At 69.6% G+C, this 19,053-nt stretch carries 19 protein-coding genes and 1 pseudogene; 6 read left to right on the top strand and 14 right to left on the bottom strand.

Features of this window, described 5'->3' with window-relative positions; translation table 11 throughout:
* The 6 genes from BC793_RS34650 to BC793_RS34625 all read right to left on the bottom strand — a co-directional run.
* A partial coding sequence (locus BC793_RS34650) for an NAD(P)/FAD-dependent oxidoreductase (protein WP_146246577.1) occupies positions 1-215 on the bottom strand: 215 nt, incomplete at its 3' end.
* A complete protein-coding gene (locus BC793_RS34645) occupies positions 215-625 on the bottom strand; it encodes an arsenate reductase ArsC (protein ID WP_109600261.1) in 411 nt (136 codons plus the stop codon). The genes BC793_RS34645 and BC793_RS34650, both read right to left, overlap by 1 nt.
* Before the next feature lie 11 nt (positions 626-636).
* Positions 637-1,251, bottom strand: coding sequence for an arsenate-mycothiol transferase ArsC (locus BC793_RS34640; RefSeq protein ID WP_109600259.1), 615 nt, complete (start codon positions 1,249-1,251; stop codon positions 637-639).
* On the bottom strand, positions 1,248-1,988 hold the full coding sequence (locus BC793_RS34635) for an aquaporin (RefSeq protein ID WP_109600257.1): 741 nt from the start codon (positions 1,986-1,988) through the stop codon (positions 1,248-1,250). Before BC793_RS34635 ends, BC793_RS34640 begins: the two co-directional genes overlap by 4 nt.
* A gap of 40 nt (positions 1,989-2,028) precedes the next feature.
* Complete coding sequence (locus BC793_RS51795; protein WP_109600255.1) at positions 2,029-2,688, bottom strand: arsenate reductase ArsC; 660 nt, start codon at positions 2,686-2,688, stop codon at positions 2,029-2,031.
* Positions 2,681-3,370 (bottom strand): arsenate reductase/protein-tyrosine-phosphatase family protein, encoded by a 690-nt coding sequence (locus BC793_RS34625; RefSeq protein WP_109600253.1) that lies wholly within the window; start codon positions 3,368-3,370, stop codon positions 2,681-2,683. The genes BC793_RS51795 and BC793_RS34625 overlap by 8 nt, the downstream gene beginning before the upstream one ends.
* Positions 3,371-3,570: 200 nt before the next feature.
* Here BC793_RS34625 and BC793_RS34620 point away from each other — a divergent pair, with 200 nt between their 5' ends.
* Positions 3,571-4,944, top strand: a complete 1,374-nt coding sequence (locus BC793_RS34620; RefSeq protein ID WP_109600251.1) for an FAD-dependent oxidoreductase — start codon at positions 3,571-3,573, stop codon at positions 4,942-4,944.
* A 16-nt stretch (positions 4,945-4,960) separates the two neighbouring features.
* On the opposite strand, the gene BC793_RS34615 is transcribed toward BC793_RS34620, so the two are convergent.
* Complete coding sequence (locus BC793_RS34615) at positions 4,961-5,320, bottom strand: ArsR/SmtB family transcription factor (RefSeq protein ID WP_109600250.1); 360 nt, start codon at positions 5,318-5,320, stop codon at positions 4,961-4,963.
* An 81-nt stretch (positions 5,321-5,401) separates the two neighbouring features.
* On the opposite strand from BC793_RS34615, the gene BC793_RS49865 reads away from it, so the two are divergent.
* Entirely contained in the window at positions 5,402-5,557 is a 156-nt protein-coding gene (locus tag BC793_RS49865; protein ID WP_158319447.1) for a hypothetical protein, read from the top strand.
* Between the two features lie 55 nt (positions 5,558-5,612).
* Entirely contained in the window at positions 5,613-7,379 is a 1,767-nt protein-coding gene (locus BC793_RS34610; protein WP_203896461.1) for an FAD-dependent oxidoreductase, read from the top strand.
* Between the two features lie 256 nt (positions 7,380-7,635).
* On the opposite strand, the gene BC793_RS34605 is transcribed toward BC793_RS34610, so the two are convergent.
* From BC793_RS34605 to BC793_RS34590, 3 genes are all read right to left on the bottom strand, one after another.
* Positions 7,636-8,502, bottom strand: a complete 867-nt coding sequence (locus BC793_RS34605; RefSeq protein ID WP_109600248.1) for an ABC transporter permease — start codon at positions 8,500-8,502, stop codon at positions 7,636-7,638.
* Between the two features lie 151 nt (positions 8,503-8,653).
* Positions 8,654-9,175: a P-loop nucleotide/nucleoside kinase family protein gene (locus tag BC793_RS34600; RefSeq protein WP_239170446.1), complete on the bottom strand. Its 522-nt coding sequence runs from the start codon at positions 9,173-9,175 to the stop codon at positions 8,654-8,656.
* 493 nt (positions 9,176-9,668) lie between these two features.
* Positions 9,669-10,097, bottom strand: coding sequence for an NUDIX hydrolase (locus BC793_RS34590; protein ID WP_109600242.1), 429 nt, complete (start codon positions 10,095-10,097; stop codon positions 9,669-9,671).
* Between the two features lie 375 nt (positions 10,098-10,472).
* On the opposite strand from BC793_RS34590, the gene BC793_RS34580 reads away from it, so the two are divergent.
* The gene (locus tag BC793_RS34580; protein ID WP_239170445.1) at positions 10,473-11,963 is read left to right on the top strand and encodes a S1 RNA-binding domain-containing protein; all 1,491 of its coding nucleotides are present in this window, start codon (positions 10,473-10,475) and stop codon (positions 11,961-11,963) included.
* A 114-nt stretch (positions 11,964-12,077) separates the two neighbouring features.
* Here the strand turns inward: BC793_RS34580 and BC793_RS52900 are convergent.
* The 3 genes and pseudogenes from BC793_RS52900 to BC793_RS51785 all read right to left on the bottom strand — a co-directional run.
* Positions 12,078-12,236: pseudogene (locus BC793_RS52900) on the bottom strand (Tn3 family transposase); the annotation flags it as partial.
* Between the two features lie 152 nt (positions 12,237-12,388).
* Positions 12,389-12,916 carry a site-specific integrase gene (locus BC793_RS51790; RefSeq protein ID WP_239170444.1) on the bottom strand — a complete coding sequence of 176 codons (528 nt, stop codon included), beginning with the start codon at positions 12,914-12,916 and terminating at the stop codon, positions 12,389-12,391.
* A gap of 239 nt (positions 12,917-13,155) precedes the next feature.
* Complete coding sequence (locus BC793_RS51785; protein WP_239170443.1) at positions 13,156-13,338, bottom strand: hypothetical protein; 183 nt, start codon at positions 13,336-13,338, stop codon at positions 13,156-13,158.
* A 232-nt stretch (positions 13,339-13,570) separates the two neighbouring features.
* Here BC793_RS51785 and BC793_RS34565 point away from each other — a divergent pair, with 232 nt between their 5' ends.
* Positions 13,571-14,704, top strand: a complete 1,134-nt coding sequence (locus BC793_RS34565; protein ID WP_109600240.1) for a hypothetical protein — start codon at positions 13,571-13,573, stop codon at positions 14,702-14,704.
* Between the two features lie 559 nt (positions 14,705-15,263).
* Complete coding sequence (locus tag BC793_RS52895; protein WP_109600236.1) at positions 15,264-15,800, top strand: DUF2510 domain-containing protein; 537 nt, start codon at positions 15,264-15,266, stop codon at positions 15,798-15,800.
* Between the two features lie 82 nt (positions 15,801-15,882).
* Here BC793_RS52895 and BC793_RS34550 read toward each other — a convergent pair whose 3' ends face one another.
* On the bottom strand, positions 15,883-18,882 hold the full coding sequence (locus tag BC793_RS34550; protein WP_109600234.1) for a Tn3 family transposase: 3,000 nt from the start codon (positions 18,880-18,882) through the stop codon (positions 15,883-15,885).
* Positions 18,883-19,053: the final 171 nt, after the last annotated feature.

Genomic DNA, 19,053 nt, shown 5'->3' with positions numbered 1-19,053 from the left:
TCCGCCTGGGCCCGCATGTTGTCCATCAGCTCGGGACCCATGATGCCGTCCCGGTGCCCCGGGAAGTTCTCCACCTCGGTGGTGGTCATCAGGGCACCACCGGAGTTGACACCCTCGATCACCAGGGGATTGAGGTTCGCCCGGGCCGCATACAACGCCGCGGTGTAGCCCGACGGTCCGGACCCGATGATGATCAGATCGCGGATCGACTCCATCAGGAGGCGGGGAGCAGGTCGGCGAGCAGCACCTCGATGCGGGCCTTGATCTCGTCGCGGATCGGCCGGACGGAGTCGACGCCCTTGCCGGCGGGGTCCTCCAGCTTCCAGTCCTCGTACCGCTTGCCGGGGAAGACGGGGCAGGCGTCGCCGCAGCCCATGGTGATGATGGCGTCGGACTCCTTGGCGGCGTCCCAGGTGAGCTTGGTGGGGGTCTGGTCGGTGATGTCGATGCCGACCTCCTTCATCGCCTCGACCGCGGCCGGGTTGATCGTCTCGGCGGGCTCGGAGCCGGCGGAGCGGACCTCGACCTTGTCGCCGGCGAGGTGGCGCAGCCAGCCGGCGGCCATCTGGGAGCGGCCCGCGTTGTGGACGCAGACAAACAGGACGGTGGGCTTGGTGTCGCTCATGGTGATTCCTATCAGTGGGTGGTGAGCTGGCTGAGCAGGGCTTGGACCCGGGTGTCGATCTCGTCGCGGACGGCGCGCACACCGTCGAGGTCGTCGCCGGGCGGGTGGGGCAGATCCCAGGTCTCGTAGCGAGGTCCGGGCAGCCGCGGGACGGCGTCGCCGCCGCCAGCGATGACGACCACGTCGACGCCGGCCAGGATCTCGGCGGTGATCGGCTTGGAGTAGGCGTCGTCGAGGGTGAGCCCGCGTTCGGCCAGCACGGCGGCGGCCGACTTCGACACCGTCGCGGCGGGCTGCGAGCCGCCCGAATGCACCCGCACCGCCCCGTCGGCATAGTGGTGCATCAGGGCGGCGGCCATCTGGGAACGGCCGGCGTTGTGGATGCAGATGAACAGCACCGACGGCGTACGGTCGGCGCCGCCGGCCGGGGCCAGTGCGGTGAGCCGGTCGACGGCGAACCGCTCGGTGAGTTCCGGCAGCCGGGGGTCGGCGAAGGCGGTGCGGTGAAGGGCGACGTAGGAGTCGGTGACGTAGTGGGCCACGGTGTCGGCCGGATGGACGCCGTCGAAGCGGTCCGTCAGTTCGCGGGTGGTGCCCGCGAGCAGCGCCGGGATGTCGGTGCTCACGGGCGGCGGACCGGGTCGGCGTCGTGCGGGACGACGACGGCGTCGGCGTTCTCGCCGGCGTGCGGATACAGCGCCAGCACCAGGCCGACCCCGAGCAGCAGGCCGACGAGTTGGGCGACGACGAAGCCGGGCACGGAGGCCGGGGCGATGCCGGCGAACGTGTCGGTGAAGGCGCGGCCGACGGTGACGGCCGGGTTGGCGAAGCTGGTGCTGCTGGTGAACCAGTAGGCGGCGCCGATGTACGCGCCGACCGCAGCCGGCGCGACGGAGGCCCGGCCGGATCGGACGAGCGCGAAGATCAGCAGCAGCAGGCCGACGACGGCGACGATCTCCCCGAGCCACAGGTGGCCGTCGGCGCGTTGTTTCGTCGACATCGTGATGGGGGCCAGGTCGAACATCAGGTTCGCCAGGATCGAGCCGGCGATCGCGCCGAGGGTCTGCGCGACGGCGTACCCGCCGAGGTCGGTGAGGGTGAGGCCGGTGCCGTGGCGGCGGCCGAGGAACCAGTCGGCGGCCGACACGACCGGGTTGAAGTGGGCGCCGGAGACCGGGCCGAAGGTCAGGATCAGCGCGCCGAGGGCGAACGCGGTCGGGACCGAGTTCTCCAGCAGCTGCAGGCCGACGTCGTTGGGTGACAGCTCGACCGCCATAATGCCGGAGCCGACGACGGCGGTGACCAGCAGCGCGGTGCCGAGGAACTCGGCGAGCAGCCGCCGCCACAAAGTTGTCTGGTGCATGAGAGTGGTGTGACTCCGGGTCGTGTCGGTGGAAGTGGGTTCAGCGCGCGGGGATGGCGAGCTGGTCGAGCAGGGTGCGGACGCGGCGTTCGAGGTCGTCGCGGATCGGGCGGACCTGCTCGCCGGTGAGGCCGTCGGGGTCTTCGACCTCCCAGTTCTCGTACCGGGTGCCGGGGAAGACGGGGCAGGCGTCGCCGCAGCCCATGGTGATGACCACGTCGGCGGCGCGGACGATCTCGTCGGTCCAGGGTTTCGGGTACTCGCCGGTGATGTCGATGCCGCGTTCGCCCATCGCGGTGATCGCGGCCGGGTTGATGGTGGCGCCGGGTTCGGAGCCGCCGGACCAGGCGACCGCCCGGTCGCCGGCGAGGGCGGTGAAGAAGCCGAGGGCCATCTGGGAGCGGCCGGCGTTGTGGGTGCACAGGAACAGCACGACCGGTTTGCCGTCGCGTTGGTGGCCTTCGACCCGGGCCAGGGCCTGTAGGCGCTGGCGGGCGAAGCGTTCGGCGAGCAGGGGCAGGTAGTTCGGCACGGTGTGGGCGGTGGCGAACTGGTCGTAGCTGGTGTGCAGAAACCGTTCGATGGTTTCCGCGCCGTAGAGGCCGGCGAACTCGGCGGCCAGCCGCACCGCGGCGGTCCGCAGAGCGAGGTCCTGGTCGACGGAGAGGTCGCGCAGGTCGGAGTGGGTCAGGTCAGCCATGGTCGGCTCCGGTGGTCAGGGCGGGCGCGATCCGGTCGATGCGGTCGGCGAGGTCGGTGTAGGCGGCCTCGAACGCTTCGTCGGTGTCGACGCGGACGGGGTCGGACACGGACCAGTGCAGCCGGGGCCGGATACCGCCGGTGAGGTCTTCGTGGGCGTTGTCGCAGACGGCGATGATCAGGTCGCCGTCACCGACGACGTCGTCGACGTGGTTGGTGCCGGTCGGGTCGAGGATCAGACCGTGGGAGTGGGCGACCCGCACCGCCCGGGGGTGCACCCGCTGCGCGGGGACGGTGCCGGCGGAGGTGACCTGGCCGCCGATCCGCCTCCGCCACAGGGCGGCGGCGAGCTGGGAGCGGGCGGAGTTGTGGGTGCAGACGAACACCACGCGTTGTCCGGCGTCGAGCCGTGGTGCGCTCAGCGTGGACAGCACGCCCGGGACCAGCTGCAGGTAGGTGCGCCGGCGATCGCCTTCGGAGCGGCTGCGCATCAGCAGACCGGCTTCTTGAAGGACCTTGACGTGGTGGGCGACGAGGTTGGTGGGCATGGCGAGGTCGGTGGCGATCTCCCCGGGAGAGGCGTCGCCGAGGGTGAGCGCGTCGACGATGGCGAGGCGGGCGGGGTCGCCGAGCGCCGCGTGGACTCGGGCCCGCGCCGTCAACGACAAAGATTCAGCGTTCATTGACTCAATGATGACTGAGCTTTAGCGTGGGCGCAAGCGAGCCCAGGTGAACTCCTGTCCACGGCAGCAGACATCCGCCGGGCCCGGAACCGTTCGGCCGGGGCGCCACGCGGTGTTCATCTGCCGGCGTCGTCCCCGGTGGTCTGCCGGATCAGGGTCGCGTGCCGTCACATCCCTCTCCCACGGAAAACGGGTGGAACATGAGTCGTCTGGTGATCGTCGGAGGCAGTGACGCCGGCATCAGTGCCGGTCTGCGGGCCCGGCAGGTGGACCCAGGGGTGGAGCCGCTGCTGCTGGTGGCCGACGCCTTCCCGAACTATTCGATCTGCGGCATCCCGTACCACGTGTCCGGTGAGGTCCCGGACTGGCGATCGCTGGCGCATCGCACCCGCGCCGACCTCGACACGGCCGGGCTGCAGCTCCAGCTCGACACCCGAGCCCGGCGCATCGACCCGCAGGCGCGCATCCTCACGGTCACCGGCGCCGACGGCCGCGAAGAAGGCCTGCCCTACGACAGCCTGGTCATCGGCACCGGCGCCACCCCGGTCCGGCCCCCGATCGGCGGCCTCGACCGGCTGGGCGCCGACGACGGGGTGCACCTGCTGCACACGATGACCGATACGTTCGCGCTCACCGCCTCCCTGGACCGCAACCCGGCCACCGCGGTGATCATCGGGGCCGGCTACATCGGCCTGGAGATGGCCGAAGCCCTGACCGCCCGAGGGGTCGCCGTCACCGTCGTGGAGCAGCTCCCGCAGGTCCTCGGCACCCTCGACGCGCCACTGGCCGCCCTGGTCGAGGACGAGTTGATCGGCCGGGGCGTGACGGTGCTGACCGGCACCACGGTCACCGGCGTCGCGAAGGGGGCGACCGGCCTGGAGATCACCGGCCGGCAGGCCGGCGACGACGTGACGCTCGCCGCCGATCTGCTACTGGTCGTGGTCGGAGTGCGGCCGGACACCGCGCTGGCCAGGACTGCGGGCGTCACTCTCGGCGCGGGCCAGGCGATCGCGGTGGACTCCCGGATGCGCACCAACATCCCGGGCATCTACGCCGCTGGGGACTGCGTGCACACGTATCACCGGCTGCTCGGGGTGAACATGTACATGCCGCTGGGCAGTACCGCACACAAGCAGGGCCGGGCAGCCGGGGAGAACGCCGCCGGCGGCGAACGCTATTTCGCCGGATCCCTCGGCACCCAGGTGGTGAAGGTCTTCGACCTGGTCGCCGCCCGCACCGGCCTACGCGACCGCGACGCCGCCGCTCGCAACCTCGCCTCCCGAACGGTGCTGACCACCGCGGACGATCACAAGGCCTACTACCCGGGCGCCCGGACGATCAGCATCGCCGTCACCGGTCACCCCGACACCGACCAGCTCCTCGGCGCCCAGCTAGTCGGCCACCGCGACGCGTCGGTCGCCAAACGCGTCGACATCTACGCCACCGCTCTGCACCACGGTGCGAGCGTCGACCAGGTCAGCGACCTCGACCTGTCCTACACCCCACCCTTGGGCAGCCCGTGGGACGCCGTCCAGGTCGCCGCCCAGCGCTGGTCAGCCGACGGGCAGAAGTAAGACAGCTCTGTGTTGGTCAGCTGACCAGGGCGTCGACGGCCAGCAGACCGGCGAGCTGCCGCATCAGCCCGGCCTGGGCGCGGTAGTACACCCACGTGCCGCGCCGTTCCGCGGTGACCAGGCCGGCTTCGCGCAGCGTGCGCAGGTGATGGGAGATGGTGGGGCCGGTCAGGTCGAATGCGGGCGTCAGGTCGCACACGCATGCCTCCCCGTCGGGGGCTGAGGCGATCATCGACATCAGTTGCAGCCGCACCGGGTCGCCCAGGGCCTTGAATGCCGGCGCCAGCGCCAGCGCGGTGTCGGCCGGGATTCGGGCGTCCGTCAGTGGTGGGCAGCACGACTCGGCAATCAGTACCGGAGCGGGTGACTTCGACATGAGTCTAGGTTGACACTCGTCTAAGCAGAAGGCAACATGGGCTTCGTTGTTTAGACGAACACCTAACCAAGGGGTTGGCTGATGTTCCGCTTCCTGCGTCGTAACCGGGCCGCCACGCTGGCGACCGTGTCGTTCTGCGACTCCTGCTCCCAGGTGTGCACCGCAGCGTGCCGCGCCGACACCCACTTCTCGGCCGCCCGCACGAGGGCGCTGACCACCACCTACGGGCTGCGCTGACCGTCGGCCCGACGCCGCACCCGGCCCATTCTGCCTTCACCAAGGAGTCCTCGTCATGACCAGCAACGCCAGCACTTCGCTCCCGATCGTCGAGCAGGACCCGTGTTGCGGCACTGCTGAGGCCGCCGCCCAGGCGGACGCCTGCTGCGCCCCGGCCGCCAAGGACGAGGCGGTCGCCGCCGGTGACGGCTGCTGCGCCCCCGAGCCGCAGGCCACCGACACCGCTGAGGCGGGCTGCTGCGCCCCGGCCGGCACCACCGACGAGGTGCTCCCGACTCCGGCCGCCCGGCCTCAGCCGACCGGCGGCGACCAGCCCGGGGAGCTGCCGGTCGTGGTAATCGGTGCCGGGCCGGTCGGTCTGGCCGCCGCCGCGCACCTGCACGAGCGGCAGGTGCCGTTCCTGGTCCTGGAAGCCGGTGACAGCGCCGCGGCGTCGGTGCGGCAGTGGGCGCATGTGAGCCTGTTCAGCCCGTGGCGCTACAACATCGACTCCGCCGCCCGCCGGCTGCTCGACGCCGCAGGCTGGGCCGCCCCGGACGACGAGGCGCTGCCCACCGGCGGGCAACTGGTCGAGGAGTACTTGCAGCCGCTGGCCAAGCTGCCCGCCATCGCGCCGCGCCTGCGCTTCGGCGCCCGCGTCGTGGCGATGAGCCGCGTCGGCGTCGACCGGGTCCGCACCGCCGGCCGTGTCGACCTGCCGTTCGTCGTGCGCCTTGCCGACGGCACCGAGATCACCGCCAGCGCGGTCATCGACGCGTCCGGCACCTGGCGCAGCCCCAACCCGCTCGGCGTCAACGGCCTGCCCGCCCACGGCGAGCCCGAGGCGGCTGACCTGATCAACCACGCCCTGCCGGACGTGCTCGGCGCCGACCGCGACACCCACGCAGGCGCCCACACCATCGTCGTCGGGTCCGGGCACTCGGCTGCGAACACCCTGCTCGACCTGGCACGGCTCGCCGACACCGCTACCGGCACCCGCATCACCTGGGCGGTACGCGGCGGCTCCGCGCAACGCGCGTTCGGTGGTGAGGACGCCGACGAACTGCCCGCCCGTGGCGCGCTCGGCAGCGGCCTGCGCGCCCTGGTCGACACCGGCAAGATCACCCTGGTGACCGGGTTCGGGGTGCACGCCGTGCGCCGCACCGGCACCGGCACCGGCACCGGCACCGGCATCGAATTGGTCGCTGCCGACGGGCGCACCATCACCGGTGACCGGGTGGTGTCGGCGACCGGGTTCCGGCCCGACCACTCCTTCGCCACCGAACTGCGCCTCGACCTGGACCCGATCCTGGGCTGCACCCGCACCCTGGCCGACCTGATCGACCCTAACGAGCACTCCTGCGGCTCGGTCGCCCCGCACGGCTACCGGGAGCTCGGCCAGCCGGAGCCGAACTACTACGCCGTCGGCATGAAGTCCTACGGCCGGGCTCCCACGTTCCTGATGGCCACCGGCTACGAGCAGGTCCGCTCGATCGGCGCCGCGCTGGTCGGGGACTTCGACGCCGCCGACGACGTCCAGCTCGACCTGCCCGAGACCGGGGTGTGCAGCTCCAACCTCGGGGCGGAGAACGCCGCCCGCGAGATCGCCGCCCGCTTCGGCCTCGCCCCGGACGTGCCGGTCAAGCTCGCCACCGCGACCCTGGCCCTGCTGCCCGGCGCCGCGAGCACCAGCGACGCCGTGCGTGCCGCCGCCGACGAGATCGGCCTGGACCACGAGACGGCCCTGCAGATCGCCGCGCTCACCGAACAGCCCGGCGCCCTGCCCACCGTCACCGGCCTGATCAGCCTCACCCCGTCAGCCGGCGGCAGCTGCTGCGCGTGAACCCCTCCACCTCGATGCCCGCTGACGTAACCGTCGGCGGGCATCGCCGCCCCCTTTGGTGGCCGACCTCGCCATCAGCCAGCCGATCGGGTTCGGCGCCCGCTACTTCGCCCAGGCCGCAACGCTACGAGACATCGAACCCGATCGGCCCGACGACCGGCGTACCTTGAACGTGGAGGAGCCCATCCGCCTTCCAAGATCATCACTACGCCAGGTCTCCGTTCCGAGGCTCCTCGACAGCGTTACTGTCAGGCGGTCACAGCGAGGCGATCTTCCGGTAGCGGGCGAGCAGGAGCAGCAGGCACGAGACGACCAGGCACGCCGCCTCGATGCCGTAGATCGGACCGAACCGGCCCACGCCCACGTCCAGTTGGCTCTCCCTATCGGTGAGCCACTCGCCGACCCCTCCGATCAGAAAGGTCGGGCTGGCCAGCCCCGACAGGCTGTTGGCGGTGGTGCTCGGCAGCGACGCGAGCACACCGACAACCGGGACGGTCATCAGAAAGACCGCCACGACACCACCGGCGGCGAACGCCTGCTTGCCGGTCAGCGACGCGATCAGCAGGCTGACACCGGCGAACATCACCGCCCACAGCAGGCTGTAGGCCCACCCGGGCAGCAGATCCCCGAGCTCGTCGACCACCCCGCGGACGCCGGCCTCGGTGGTGAACGCGGCGCCGAGGAACATGATGAACTGCGGCACGCCCAACAGCAGCCAGACCGCGGCCGTCATCGCGGCGACCTTGGCGATCACGTAGTCGGCGGCCCGCAACGGACGGCTGAAGTAGAGCGGCAGCACCCCGGCCCGCAGGTCCCGAGAGACCAGCTGCGGCGCGACGATCGCCGCGAAGAAGATGATCAGCAGGCTCGTCTGGTCGGCGTACTCGAAGTAGGTGAAGAACACCTGTCCGGTGATCGAGCGGGCGGCCGCCACGATGACGGCGACCAGCAGCATGATGGCGGCCACGAGCCAGGGGAAGATCTTCGCCTTGGCGGAGCGGCCGAACCCGAACGCGGCGCGCAGCCCGTGCACGAACAGGGCCCGCTGCATCGCGAGGCGACCCAGCCGCGGACCGGAGTACCGCTGGTACCCGATGTCATGGATGACGCCGGACTCGGACATCGGCGGTCTCCTTCGTGATCAACAGGCAGCCGTCGTTCGTGACACGGGCACGAACGACGGCTGGCCCCGGCCGTCGGTCACCGCTCACGCTACCGACGGGAGACGGGTGGAGAAACACCACTCGACCGGAGGCACCGCAGCCGGCCGCCGATCAGGCCCTCTCGCCGGCCGACAGCGACGGCCACCGCCCGGCCGCCCACTGCGCCCAGCCCGCCGATCCCGAAGGCGGCGCCGGAATCGCCGCCCCGCCCAACTCGGCGGCATCCGGCTCCTGGAACTGGCACCGCCACGCATCGAGGTCGGCATCGGCCATCGGGAACGTGGTGTGCGGCGCGACCACCTGCCGGTGCGCGACCCGGGCCCGCTGCACGTCCGGCGCGACCGGCAGATAGATCACCCGGCACGGCGCCCCCACCGACGCCGCCAGCCAGCGCAGCGCCGACCGCTCGTCACGGCCCCACAACCCGAAGTCGAGCACCACGTTCGTACCCACCCGCACCGCCTGCAGAGCCACCGTGATCAGCCGGCCCTCCAGCACGTCACGCCGCCCGCCGGCCTCCGGATCACCGAACAACGCGATCATCCACTCGTCCGGGGTGAACCTCAGCGCGCGATGCGCGACGGCCAGCTGCCGGGCCCGGGTGGTCTTCCCGGCGCCGGGAAGACCGACCATCAGAAACAGCCTCCCGGGTGCGCCCGGCCGCAGCCCCGTCATCGACCCGCCCCCGCGCGCGTCACTTCGGCACCGAACACCCGGACGTACGGGTCACCGCCCGCCGTCAGTGGCTGTCCCCCGGCGTCGTCGGCGCCGTGACGACCGCCGGAGTCCCGTCCCGGGCCGCGGTTGCGGCGGCGCCCACCGATGGTGAATCCCGAGTCGGCTACCGGCCCTCCCGGCGGCTCAGGAAGCCGGTGCCGGCCGGTGGCTCCGAGCGCCCGCGGCGACAACGCGACCGGCTCGGCGACGATGATTCGATGATGTGACACAGCATTGCTCCCCGGATCTCCCACAACGATCCGGCAGCGCGACGAGAACATGACAAGGCTGCCGGACGGACACCGATCCGGCGGTCACCCCCGCAGGGGCAGGCTCGACGAGAACCGTGACACCGCCGCTAAGCGGCAGCGCGAGTCCGCATGCAGGAGAAGCAACCCATGTGGCCACCCTAACCGGGAACCGGCCCACCCGTCGTCGCGGGGCGCAGCAGCCCCGTCCGGTACCACTCGTCGAAGATCATCTGATCCACCGGCGAGACCCGCTCCCGATCCGCGTACGTCAGCCAGGCGATCTCCTCGATCTCGTGGTCCGCCCGCAGCACCCCTTCGAAGCCGGCGGTGTAGCAGGTCATCCGCACGATCGTGCCGTCCGGATGCCCGTGCGCCTGCGCCTGGAACGTGCCCACGTGCACCGCACCGGCGGCGATGATCGCGACGCTGAGTTCCTCACGGACCTCCCGCACCAGGGTGTCGACGTCCGCCTCCCCGGCTTCACGTTTACCGCCCGGCAGGTAGTAGACGTCCCGCCCTACCGACCGGGTGCTCAGGATCGCGCCGTCGCGCACCTCAATCCAGGCGATCTTGTCAATGAAGTCCATCGCAGGATCCCACCGCGCGAGCCACCACGAACTCAAGGGCATTACCCCTCCCGGGTCCACCACGGCGGCACCGTCACCGCGGCCCGCTCGCGTCCCGATACGGGGTGAGCGGTCAGCGGTAGAGATGATCTTGTCCGCTTGCCGAACCCTCAACGAACGATGATGATCGGATCTACCTGGGCCACGGTCTGACCGCAACGAACCGCGACCGGCCCAGCCCGGCTCAGGCCCTCGCGGCGATCCGCGGCGGCACGCCCCACGACCCCGCCGACCCGATGGGCAAGATGTTCCTCAACACCCTGGCCACCTTCGCCGAGTTCACGGTCCACCGCGTCCTTGAACGCCACCAGAACCCGGCCACGCCGTCGACTCCCGGTGGGCAGTGACGTGCTGCCCTACGTCTATCAGGTCACCAAGTACGACCCCGCCGACCGCGACCAGCACGGCCACTACGCCGGCACTGAGGACACGACCAGTGACCACGGGCCGGTCGAGACCGCCTACCTGCAGGCCGTCGCCGCCTTCGCCGAAGACAGCGGCGTCGACCAGCTGGCCATCCGCGAGCCGCAGCTCGGAGGCTTCGCCCACTTCGGCCTGGAACCACCAGTCGACGGCTACGGCCTGGCCGGCCTCTTCCCCGCCGGCGCCGCCGGGTTCCACGACGGGGCGCTGGTGCCGATCGGTGTCGGCGTGGAGCTCGTCCGAGCAATGCTCCGTGACAACGGCGCCTGGTGCCGCCTGGAAGCGGAGGGAGAGTTCACGGTGCACGTCGGCTGGGACCAGTACCTCTACCTCGGCAGCAGCCGGCCCTGCGAAGCCGCGCTGACCCGCACCCGGGCACTCGGCCTGTTCACGCAACGCCTGGACGCATCGCCGTACGACTTCGCCCCCGACGACCCCGCATACGTGCAGCGCCCTGCCGACGCCGACTTCTGGGCCCGCCTCGGCTGGACCGTCAGCGCCCACCGCGCCACGTTCCTGGAGGAGACCTTCGCCGTCAACGCCTCCCGATGGCACCGCCTGAGCCGCGACAACATCACGACCGTGCGCTCCCAGCTGGCCCCACGCGCACAGTTGTCCGTCTGGCCGGACCTGCTCACCGACGTCGACACGGCCGTGGCCGCCCTGCCCGGCGAAGGGCTGGTGAAGATCATCTGGGAGAACGAAGACGGGCAGATCACCAGCACAGTCGTGGACGAGACCCAGTTCGAGGACGTGACCTCCCAGCTTGCCGGCGCGAGTGCTGCCGGCGTCGTTTCCCAGTACGCCGGTGAAGATCTCCCGCTGTTCACCGCTGTACTGCCCGACAGCGACGGGGTACTCCGCGCGCGCTGGCAGACCGAACCGACACCCAGCGACCGGGACTGGGCGTTCCTGAAGACCCTGCGGCGCGGCCAGGTCGTCACCGGCACGGTGACGACCATCGCCAGTTTCGGCGTCACCTTCGTGGACATCGGCGGCTTCACCGCGATGATCAACATTCCGGAGCTGTCCTGGCGTCCGATCAACCACCCGTCCGACGTCGTCAGCGTCGGCCAGCAGGTGACAGCCGAGGTCCTCGACGTCGACATGGTCTGGGAGCGAGTGCCGCTGTCGCTTCGAGCAGTACAGGAAGACCCGTGGCCGCAGGTGGCGCAGAGGATCGGCCAGGTGGTCACAGGGCCGGTCACCAAGATCGTGCCGTTCGGTGTCTTCGTCCGCATCGAAGACCGAAAGGACGGCTTTGAGGGCCTCGTCCACACCGACGAACTGGATCAATCGCCACAGGACGTCATCGAGGTCGGCGACGCCCTCACCGTAAAGATCATGGATGTCGATCTCGTGCGGCGCCGCATCGCCCTTTCACAGAGGCAGGCCGACCGGTGACGTCGATGCGGTGCTTCTGGGCAAGGAAGCCATCCGGTTCTCCTTCGAGGTCGACGCCGGAGGCCGGGTGACCCGACAGGTCGAGCTCCAGGGTTCCGAGCCGACCCCCATCGCGGCCGCATCTTCGTCCCGGACCGGGTAGCCCTGGCCGCGCAGCACGTTGACGGCCAGGTCGATGTAGCGGGTATTCCAGAGCACCACGGCGTTGAGCATGAGCCCGACCGCGCCGAGCTGATCCTCCTGCCCGGCCAGGTAGGGCTGCATGATGTCGCCAACCCCGCGATATGGCCCGCCCGTAGTTTCCAGACCAAAAACAACGGTAAGCAGTTGATCTAGGCCCGTACCTGGGGTGACTGCCTCAAGACGGCCGGGTTGCCGGATGGCGTCTCGCCGTTTTCCATGATCCCGGTAAGTGAGATACGAGGTCAGCGGCGGTGCCGTCGGTGGTGCTCGTCGTTCTCGGCGGTGATGCGGGCGGAGGTCTCCTCACCGAGCCGGACGTAGATACCCAGAGTGGCGAGGTGCCGATGGCGGGACTTGGCCTGGAGTTCGGCGGCGCTGCGGCCCTTGGCCGCGAGATGGGTCAGCCCGCTGTGGCGCAGTTGGTGGAGGGTGTACCCGGCGCCGTGCGGGTCGTGGAGCGTGGAGGCTTGCTTGAACAGGTATTCGGCGCGCGGGTAGGACAGTCGGCCGCGGCCGGTGTCCGGGCAGATGTCGCCCAGGGCCGGGGCGCGACGTCCGGCGGCGGGTGCGCGCCGGTCGGCGAGGAATACCGGCCCGGTGGTGCGGCCGGCCAGCAGCCGGGGCAGCAGGCGGGCGGTCGGGGTTTCCCAGTGCACGTAGGCGCGGTCGCCGCCTTTCTCGGTGACCAGGGCGCGGCGGAACTCCATGTCGAGGTCGGGCACATTCAGGCTGAGGATCTCTTCGGCGCGGGCGCAGGTCTCGTAGAGCATCCGCCAGAGGACCCGCTCGCGCAGCGGGTTGCGGTCGTCGGTGAACAGCCGATCGAGCCGGGCGCGGGGGGATGGCCTTGTCCCGGGTCCGGGTGATCTTGCGGCGTTCCAGGCGCCGGCCGGGGTCGGTGGTCAGCCAGTCCTGACGGCGGCAGTAGGCGGTGAACGAGGTGAGCGCGGACAGGTGCTTGTTCCAGGTGTTCGCGGCCCGCTCGTCCCAGCGGGCCATCGTCTGCTCGTTAGATCTCCGGGGTGAGCGCGGCAACCGGCAGCTGATCGCTGGCGATCTCGCGCAGCCGGCGCAGTGTCTCGGTGTAGGTGGCGCGGGTACCGGGGTCGTCGCGGAATCGGTCGAGGAACGCGTCGACGGCGACCACGAGCGCCACCGGGCGGCGGGCGGTCGGCAACGGGATCACGGACACCTCAGCGGCCCCTTCCGGTGATGTGACACAGAATGTGGCCGAGTCGCCCTAGCCGCGGTGACGGCGTCCCGCAGGTGGCGATGGGTGGCTCATCGGCACTGTAACAGAGAATACGAGATTCTGTGTCACAGAGGAACGACGTCATCTCCGCTGGCTGCCGAGGAAGATGATCGTCTTCACATTTGTTCGCTCTCGCTACCGTTTTCGGTCACGGACGATGCGAAGGAGTCCGATGGCCGATTTGAGCACTTACCTCGTCCCCTGGAAGTTCGCACGGTACGCGTACCGCCCCCGCAGCGCGGATGAGACCAAGCCCTTCCAGCGGCTCTCGACCGCCCGCGCGTATGTCGGCCTGGTCGCGATCTTCGTGCTGAGCCTCCCGTACCTGTCTGGATTTGACTTCACCAACGACCGGATCAACAACTCTCTGATTGGGTTCGGAGCCACGGGCGTCATCGCCGCCGTAGCGGCCGCGGTGTACGCCATCCTGGGCCGGCCAGACACAACATCACGGGCCGCGGTGCTCCCGGTCATGTTGCGAGGGCTCGTCCCCCCATTGGTCATCACCCTAATTTTTCTTTTCGCTTACTACGTCGAGAAGAACGACGTTAAGGGCGACGCTGGCAGCTTCCTGCTTGTCTACCCGTTCATCCTCTGGGGCGCGCTGATTGTTTTGCCGCTGCTCTTTCACGGTCTGCGGTGGACATTCGGAGTAAGCGAAGTCCACCCGCTGCTGGCGCCACTGGCCTCGTCGCTGGGCGCGGTCGCCGCGTACCTCCTCGACGGCGCTCTCCCGACGGCTGACCTGCGACCAGAAGCGCTGAAAGCGTTCCTCAAGATGGGCGCGCTGGTATCGGTCATCGTCTTGTCGCTCATCGAGACGGTCGCGCTCACCGCCGGCGCGAGCCGGGCCAAGCTCACCGCGGTCGTGGCGGTCGTGGCGGCGATCGCCACGATGATCCCCTTCGGCCTGCCTCTAGTACGGGCCCAAAGCACCGAGACGCGGCCACAAAGCACCGGGTTGATGTACCGCGACGAGGACTTCAAACTGGAACTAGTTCAACTGCGGGCGGTCAATGGTGGAATCCGCGCTGATATCGATTATCAGAACCGCACCAACCGCACGCTCGAGTTGGCCTGCCCAAGCAAGACCGGTAACAGCGCCCTGGTGTTCGAGAACCGCGTCGTGTTGATGACGGATGGACGATGCGCCCGGGTGCCCCGCAACACCGTGGTGGCAGTCAGGGCGCATCAGACGTTCAAAACCTGGGGCTTCTTCCCTGTGACGGCGGCCAAAGGCGAATCCTTCAAGATTCGCTGGTGGGAGCGTGGGATCACCAAGTCCAGCTTTGCCATGCCGTCGTAATCATCGGCTGGCAAGAGAAGCACCAAACCTTCCAGCAGACGCGGCTCAACGCGGTGGGGCTGCACACCAGGTTTGGTGTGCAGCCCGCCCCCGTTTGGTTGTAAGCAATCAGCGGATCGCCGCAGCCACGTTGGCCAGCCGCAAGGGCCGGTAGCCGTCGGTGTCGAGCTGGGCGAGTTCTCCATCGATGTCGACGGAGTGGGTGCCGTAGAAGTGCACATTTTCGTGGGTGGGTGGGCCAGATGGGCCAGTACCTTGTCGTTGACTTGGCGGCCGTCGCGGCGCAGGGCGGCCACGCCGAGCCCGTGGTACTCGGTCGACCGGCAAGCCTGCCGCCGGGTTCGCCGGCCGCGGGAACCCGACGATCCAGCGCGGCACAGCCTGCGCGACCGGGAAGCTGCCAAGGCCGCGGAACTCAACGCGGAGGGGCAGCCGACCAGCGCGATCACGGTCAGGCGGATGCGGCTGTGCTACCACGAACAGGGCTTGTGGGGCTTGGTCGATCATCGGGGCACCCGGCCGGTCAGCGCAACGGTCGCGGTCGATCTCTTTAGAGAAAATGGGTGATGGACCGGGGTGCGCAGGGTATAAATCTCGGACGGTGCAGGGTGTTCCTGCGTTGGACGAGGGGGCATCAGTAGTGAGCGACCGGGGGCAGTTGCCGGATCCGGGCTGGTACGACGACTTTTCTGGCGGGTATATGCGCTGGTGGGATGGCCATCGGTGGACTTCACGTACCAAGTTGATTCCAGGTCGCAGTCCCGTCATGACTCGTCCGTTTCCACAGTCGATCAACGGACTTGAGCATGCCGTCCACTTGATTTTGACTGTGACAACTTCCGGCCTCTGGGGCTTGGTTTGGTATTACCGGGCCAAGAACGGTCGTACGCCAGCACCTAGGAGAATCGGGCCTCGCTCGAACACGAAGCTTATCCCGGTTGAGGTGCTTTGTGAAAGATGTAAAGGAAAAGGCGGTAGGTGGGAGATTCATGAAGTCTCTCGCGTATGGGTTGAATGTCCTATTACCGTTAGAAAGTTCGAGGAAAAAGCGGTAGATTTTCCGCCTCCGGATCCCAGCAATCGCATCGACGTCTGAGGATCTCGCTCGCCACCAGCACCATGCCCGCGGTCCGGACGTTGACCGCAGGCTCAGACCAACTGGTTCGGCTGTGGCGCGATCAGCGGCTCACGGCGGCGACTTCGGCCAGCCGCAGCGGCCGGTAGCCGTCGATGTCGACCGAGTGCGTGCCGTAGAAGTGCACGTTCTCGTGGTGGGTCGGCCAGATGTGCGCCAGGACCTCATCGTCGACCTGGCGGCCAACGCGGCGCAGGGCAGCAACGCCGAGGCCGTGGTATTCCGTCGACCAGCAGACGATCGCGTTGGTGGCCAGGGTAAGGCACCACAGCTGCTCGGTCTGCTGTTCGTGGTGCCGGCGTCGCAGCGCGCCTTCGCCGGCGTAGGCGAGGGAGCGGCGCAGGGCGTGCAGGTTCTCGCCCTTGTTGAGTTGCCGGGCGATCCGGCGCCGGTAGGTCTCGTCGGCCAGGTAGCGAGCGGCGTAGACCGTGCGCCGTAGGGCTCCGTACTCCTTGATCGCGCTGCTCAGCGCGTTCTGCTGGCGTTTCGAGGAGCACAGCTTGCCGACGACCAGCGCCGCGGTGGCGTGCCCGCCCTGCACGCTGGCAGCGACGCGTAGCAGGTCGTCCCACATGTCCGTGATCAGGTCCAGGTTCAGCCGTCGGGTCAGCAGCGCCCCGGCGCGCGGGTAGCGGTCCAGGAAGTCGGCGCGCGGCCCGGTCCGGTACAGAGTGATCTTCCCGAGGTCCCGGATCCGCGGGGAGAGCTGCTTGCCGACCAGGTCGAACAGGGCGAAGTTGGCCAGGGTCGCGCCGTGGGTGTCGGTGGCGTGCTCGAAGGTCGGCAGGTCGGTCTCGTTGCCCAGCAGCCCGTCGAGCACGTAGTGCGACTCCGGCGCGGTCGCCACGATGACCTTCGTGTCGAAGGTGGAGTGTTGGTCGGAGACGTGGGTGTAGGTGGAGACGCCCTGGCCGCGGGCGAAGTACCGCGATAAGTGCCGCGCGGTGATGCTCTTGCCCTTGACTGGGAACCGTTGGCCGTCCGAGCTCGACAGGGTGCCGGAGCCGAACGCCCTCGTGAGCGGGAGCCGGTGGTGGTAGTTGACCACCGCGGCGTTCGCGGCCTCCAGGGTCTCGGGTCGGAAGTACCATTCGGCGGTCCAGGCGAGCACGTCGTACGGCACGCCGCAGGACTCGGCCATCGCGGACAGGCCCATGTTCGTGGCCTCCGCGATGATCACGTACATCAGGTTGCGTTTGAGCTCGGCCGGCCGGGCGACCTTCCCACCTGCGTGCATCAGGTGGTCGGTGAACCCGGTCCGGGCGTCGACTTCCACCAGCACCGACGCGATCGGTACCCGTGGCAGCATCGCGGCCAGCTCGGCGCGCAGCGCGTCGGCCTCGGCCGGCACGTCTTCCGCGGTCAGCGGCGGGATGATCAGCTCGCCGTCGTCGGTGAGCCGGACCTCGCCCGGGTTGCCCTTCGCCAGCTGGGTCTCCAGGTCGGCCAGGGCGGTGTGCAGCTCGTCGTCGGCGGCCGCGAGCGCGTCGACGGCCTCGACCGGCTTGCCGACCAGATGACAGAACTCCACCTTCTGCGGCGCCCACGCCTCCGGAGTGAGCAGGAACGACGCCGGATCGGCGTACCGGCGCGAGCCCGGCACGAAGATGTCGCCGGAGCGCAACCCGTCGCGCAGGCCGACCAGCACGGCCAGCTCCCAGTACCGGCGGTACGCGGTGACGTCACCGGCCTGCTCCGCGGCGACCAGGTAGCCGGCCCACTTCGTCGGCACGAACCCGACCGGGGCGCTCGCCGGGACCTTGCGGGCGCCGGTGGCGTACAGCCCGGTCAGGATGCTCACCGCCCGCAGCAGCTGCTCGGTTCCCGGGCCGCCGGCGAACTGCACCGCGGCGAGCACTGCCGGGGCGAACTGGCGCAGGTACGACATCGACGCGTCGAGCATGCTGAGCTGGCCATGGTCGCGGGGCAGCCGCTCGCGGCGCTCGGCCCACGCGGCGCGCATCCGGTCCAGGCCGATGCTCGTGCGCAGCATGCCGCCGATCTGCTCGTCGCCGACCCCGGTGTCGAGCACGATGGTCAAGATCTCGTCCAGCAGCGCCTGCCGGTTCTCGCCGCCCTTGGCCCGCTCGGCCAGGGCCTCGGCGACCTTCTGCTTCGCCGCCGCCTCCCGGCCGCTGATCGCCTGGTCGAACAGCAGCAGCGTCTCGTCGAGCACGTCGACGGCCGACTGCGACAGCAAAGTCAGCAGGATCGGGTACCGGCGTTCCGGCTCGCGCCGCTGCAACGCCTGCCCGGTCAACCGGCGGCACACCCCGGCCAGGAACCGGCGCCGCTCCGCCGGCAGCATCGACAGGTCCACGGTGTGCGCGTCGAGGCGCCGCAGGTAGGCCAGCTTCTCCAACTCCGCCTTCACCGCGGCCGGGCTCGACGACGTCGGCCCCACACCCAGCCAGGCCAGCGGGGTCCGGCCGAGGTAGGCGTCCGGGACCAACAGCAGATCCAGCTCGGCGCACCGCCGGTCGGAGAGCAGGTGCTTCACCCGCGCCCAGGTCTCCGACCTCGCGTGAGCCCGAGCCGCTGCCACCCGCCGCAGCAACAGGATCACCCCGGGCCGGAGCACCCGCGACGACAGCAGGTACTCGCAGGCCAGCCGGAACAGCAGCTTCGGCGAGTCGTGCTCCATCGCCCGGGCGAACAGGAACTCGTCGAGGTCCTTCCACTCGGCGGTGTCCATCGACCGCCAGCCGGCGTAGCCGGCCACCTCCCGCAGATGATCCGTACGGGTCTGCTCCCGCTCGCCGTACCCGCGCAACTCACCCATCGCGATCCCGAGCCGCTGCGATAACCGGCCCGCCACGGCGTCCGGCGCCGCCGCTACCTCATCGGGTACGAACCCGAGCCACGGCAGCGAGCACAACTGAACCGCCACACCCAGCACGTTGCGGCCGGTGCGGAACTGGCGCACGAACGCCTCGTCCGCACCGGTCAATGTGAAGTACCGGATCAGCTCCGCCCGGTTGATCTCCGGGAAGCCCCGAAGCCGCGCCAGTTCCTGCGCCGAGAACACATCCTGAGTTGCCACGAACCCACCGCCTGAGCATCGACCGTCACCAAACGGACGGCACGCTAGGGCGCGGGGCAGACCTTGATCAACCCTCAGTTCTTACCGTTGTTTTTGGGCTGGAAACTACGGGCAGGCCGATATGCGACTTCAGCCCACAGGATTTCCGAACGTGCCGTACCCGACGGTGAC

It is taken from the genome of Actinoplanes xinjiangensis, from assembly GCF_003148685.1.
In the GTDB taxonomy this organism is placed as follows: Bacteria; Actinomycetota; Actinomycetes; order Mycobacteriales; family Micromonosporaceae; genus Actinoplanes; species Actinoplanes xinjiangensis.
Note: the sequence above shows the minus strand (reverse complement) of the source record. Positions and strands in the feature narration are given on the sequence as shown.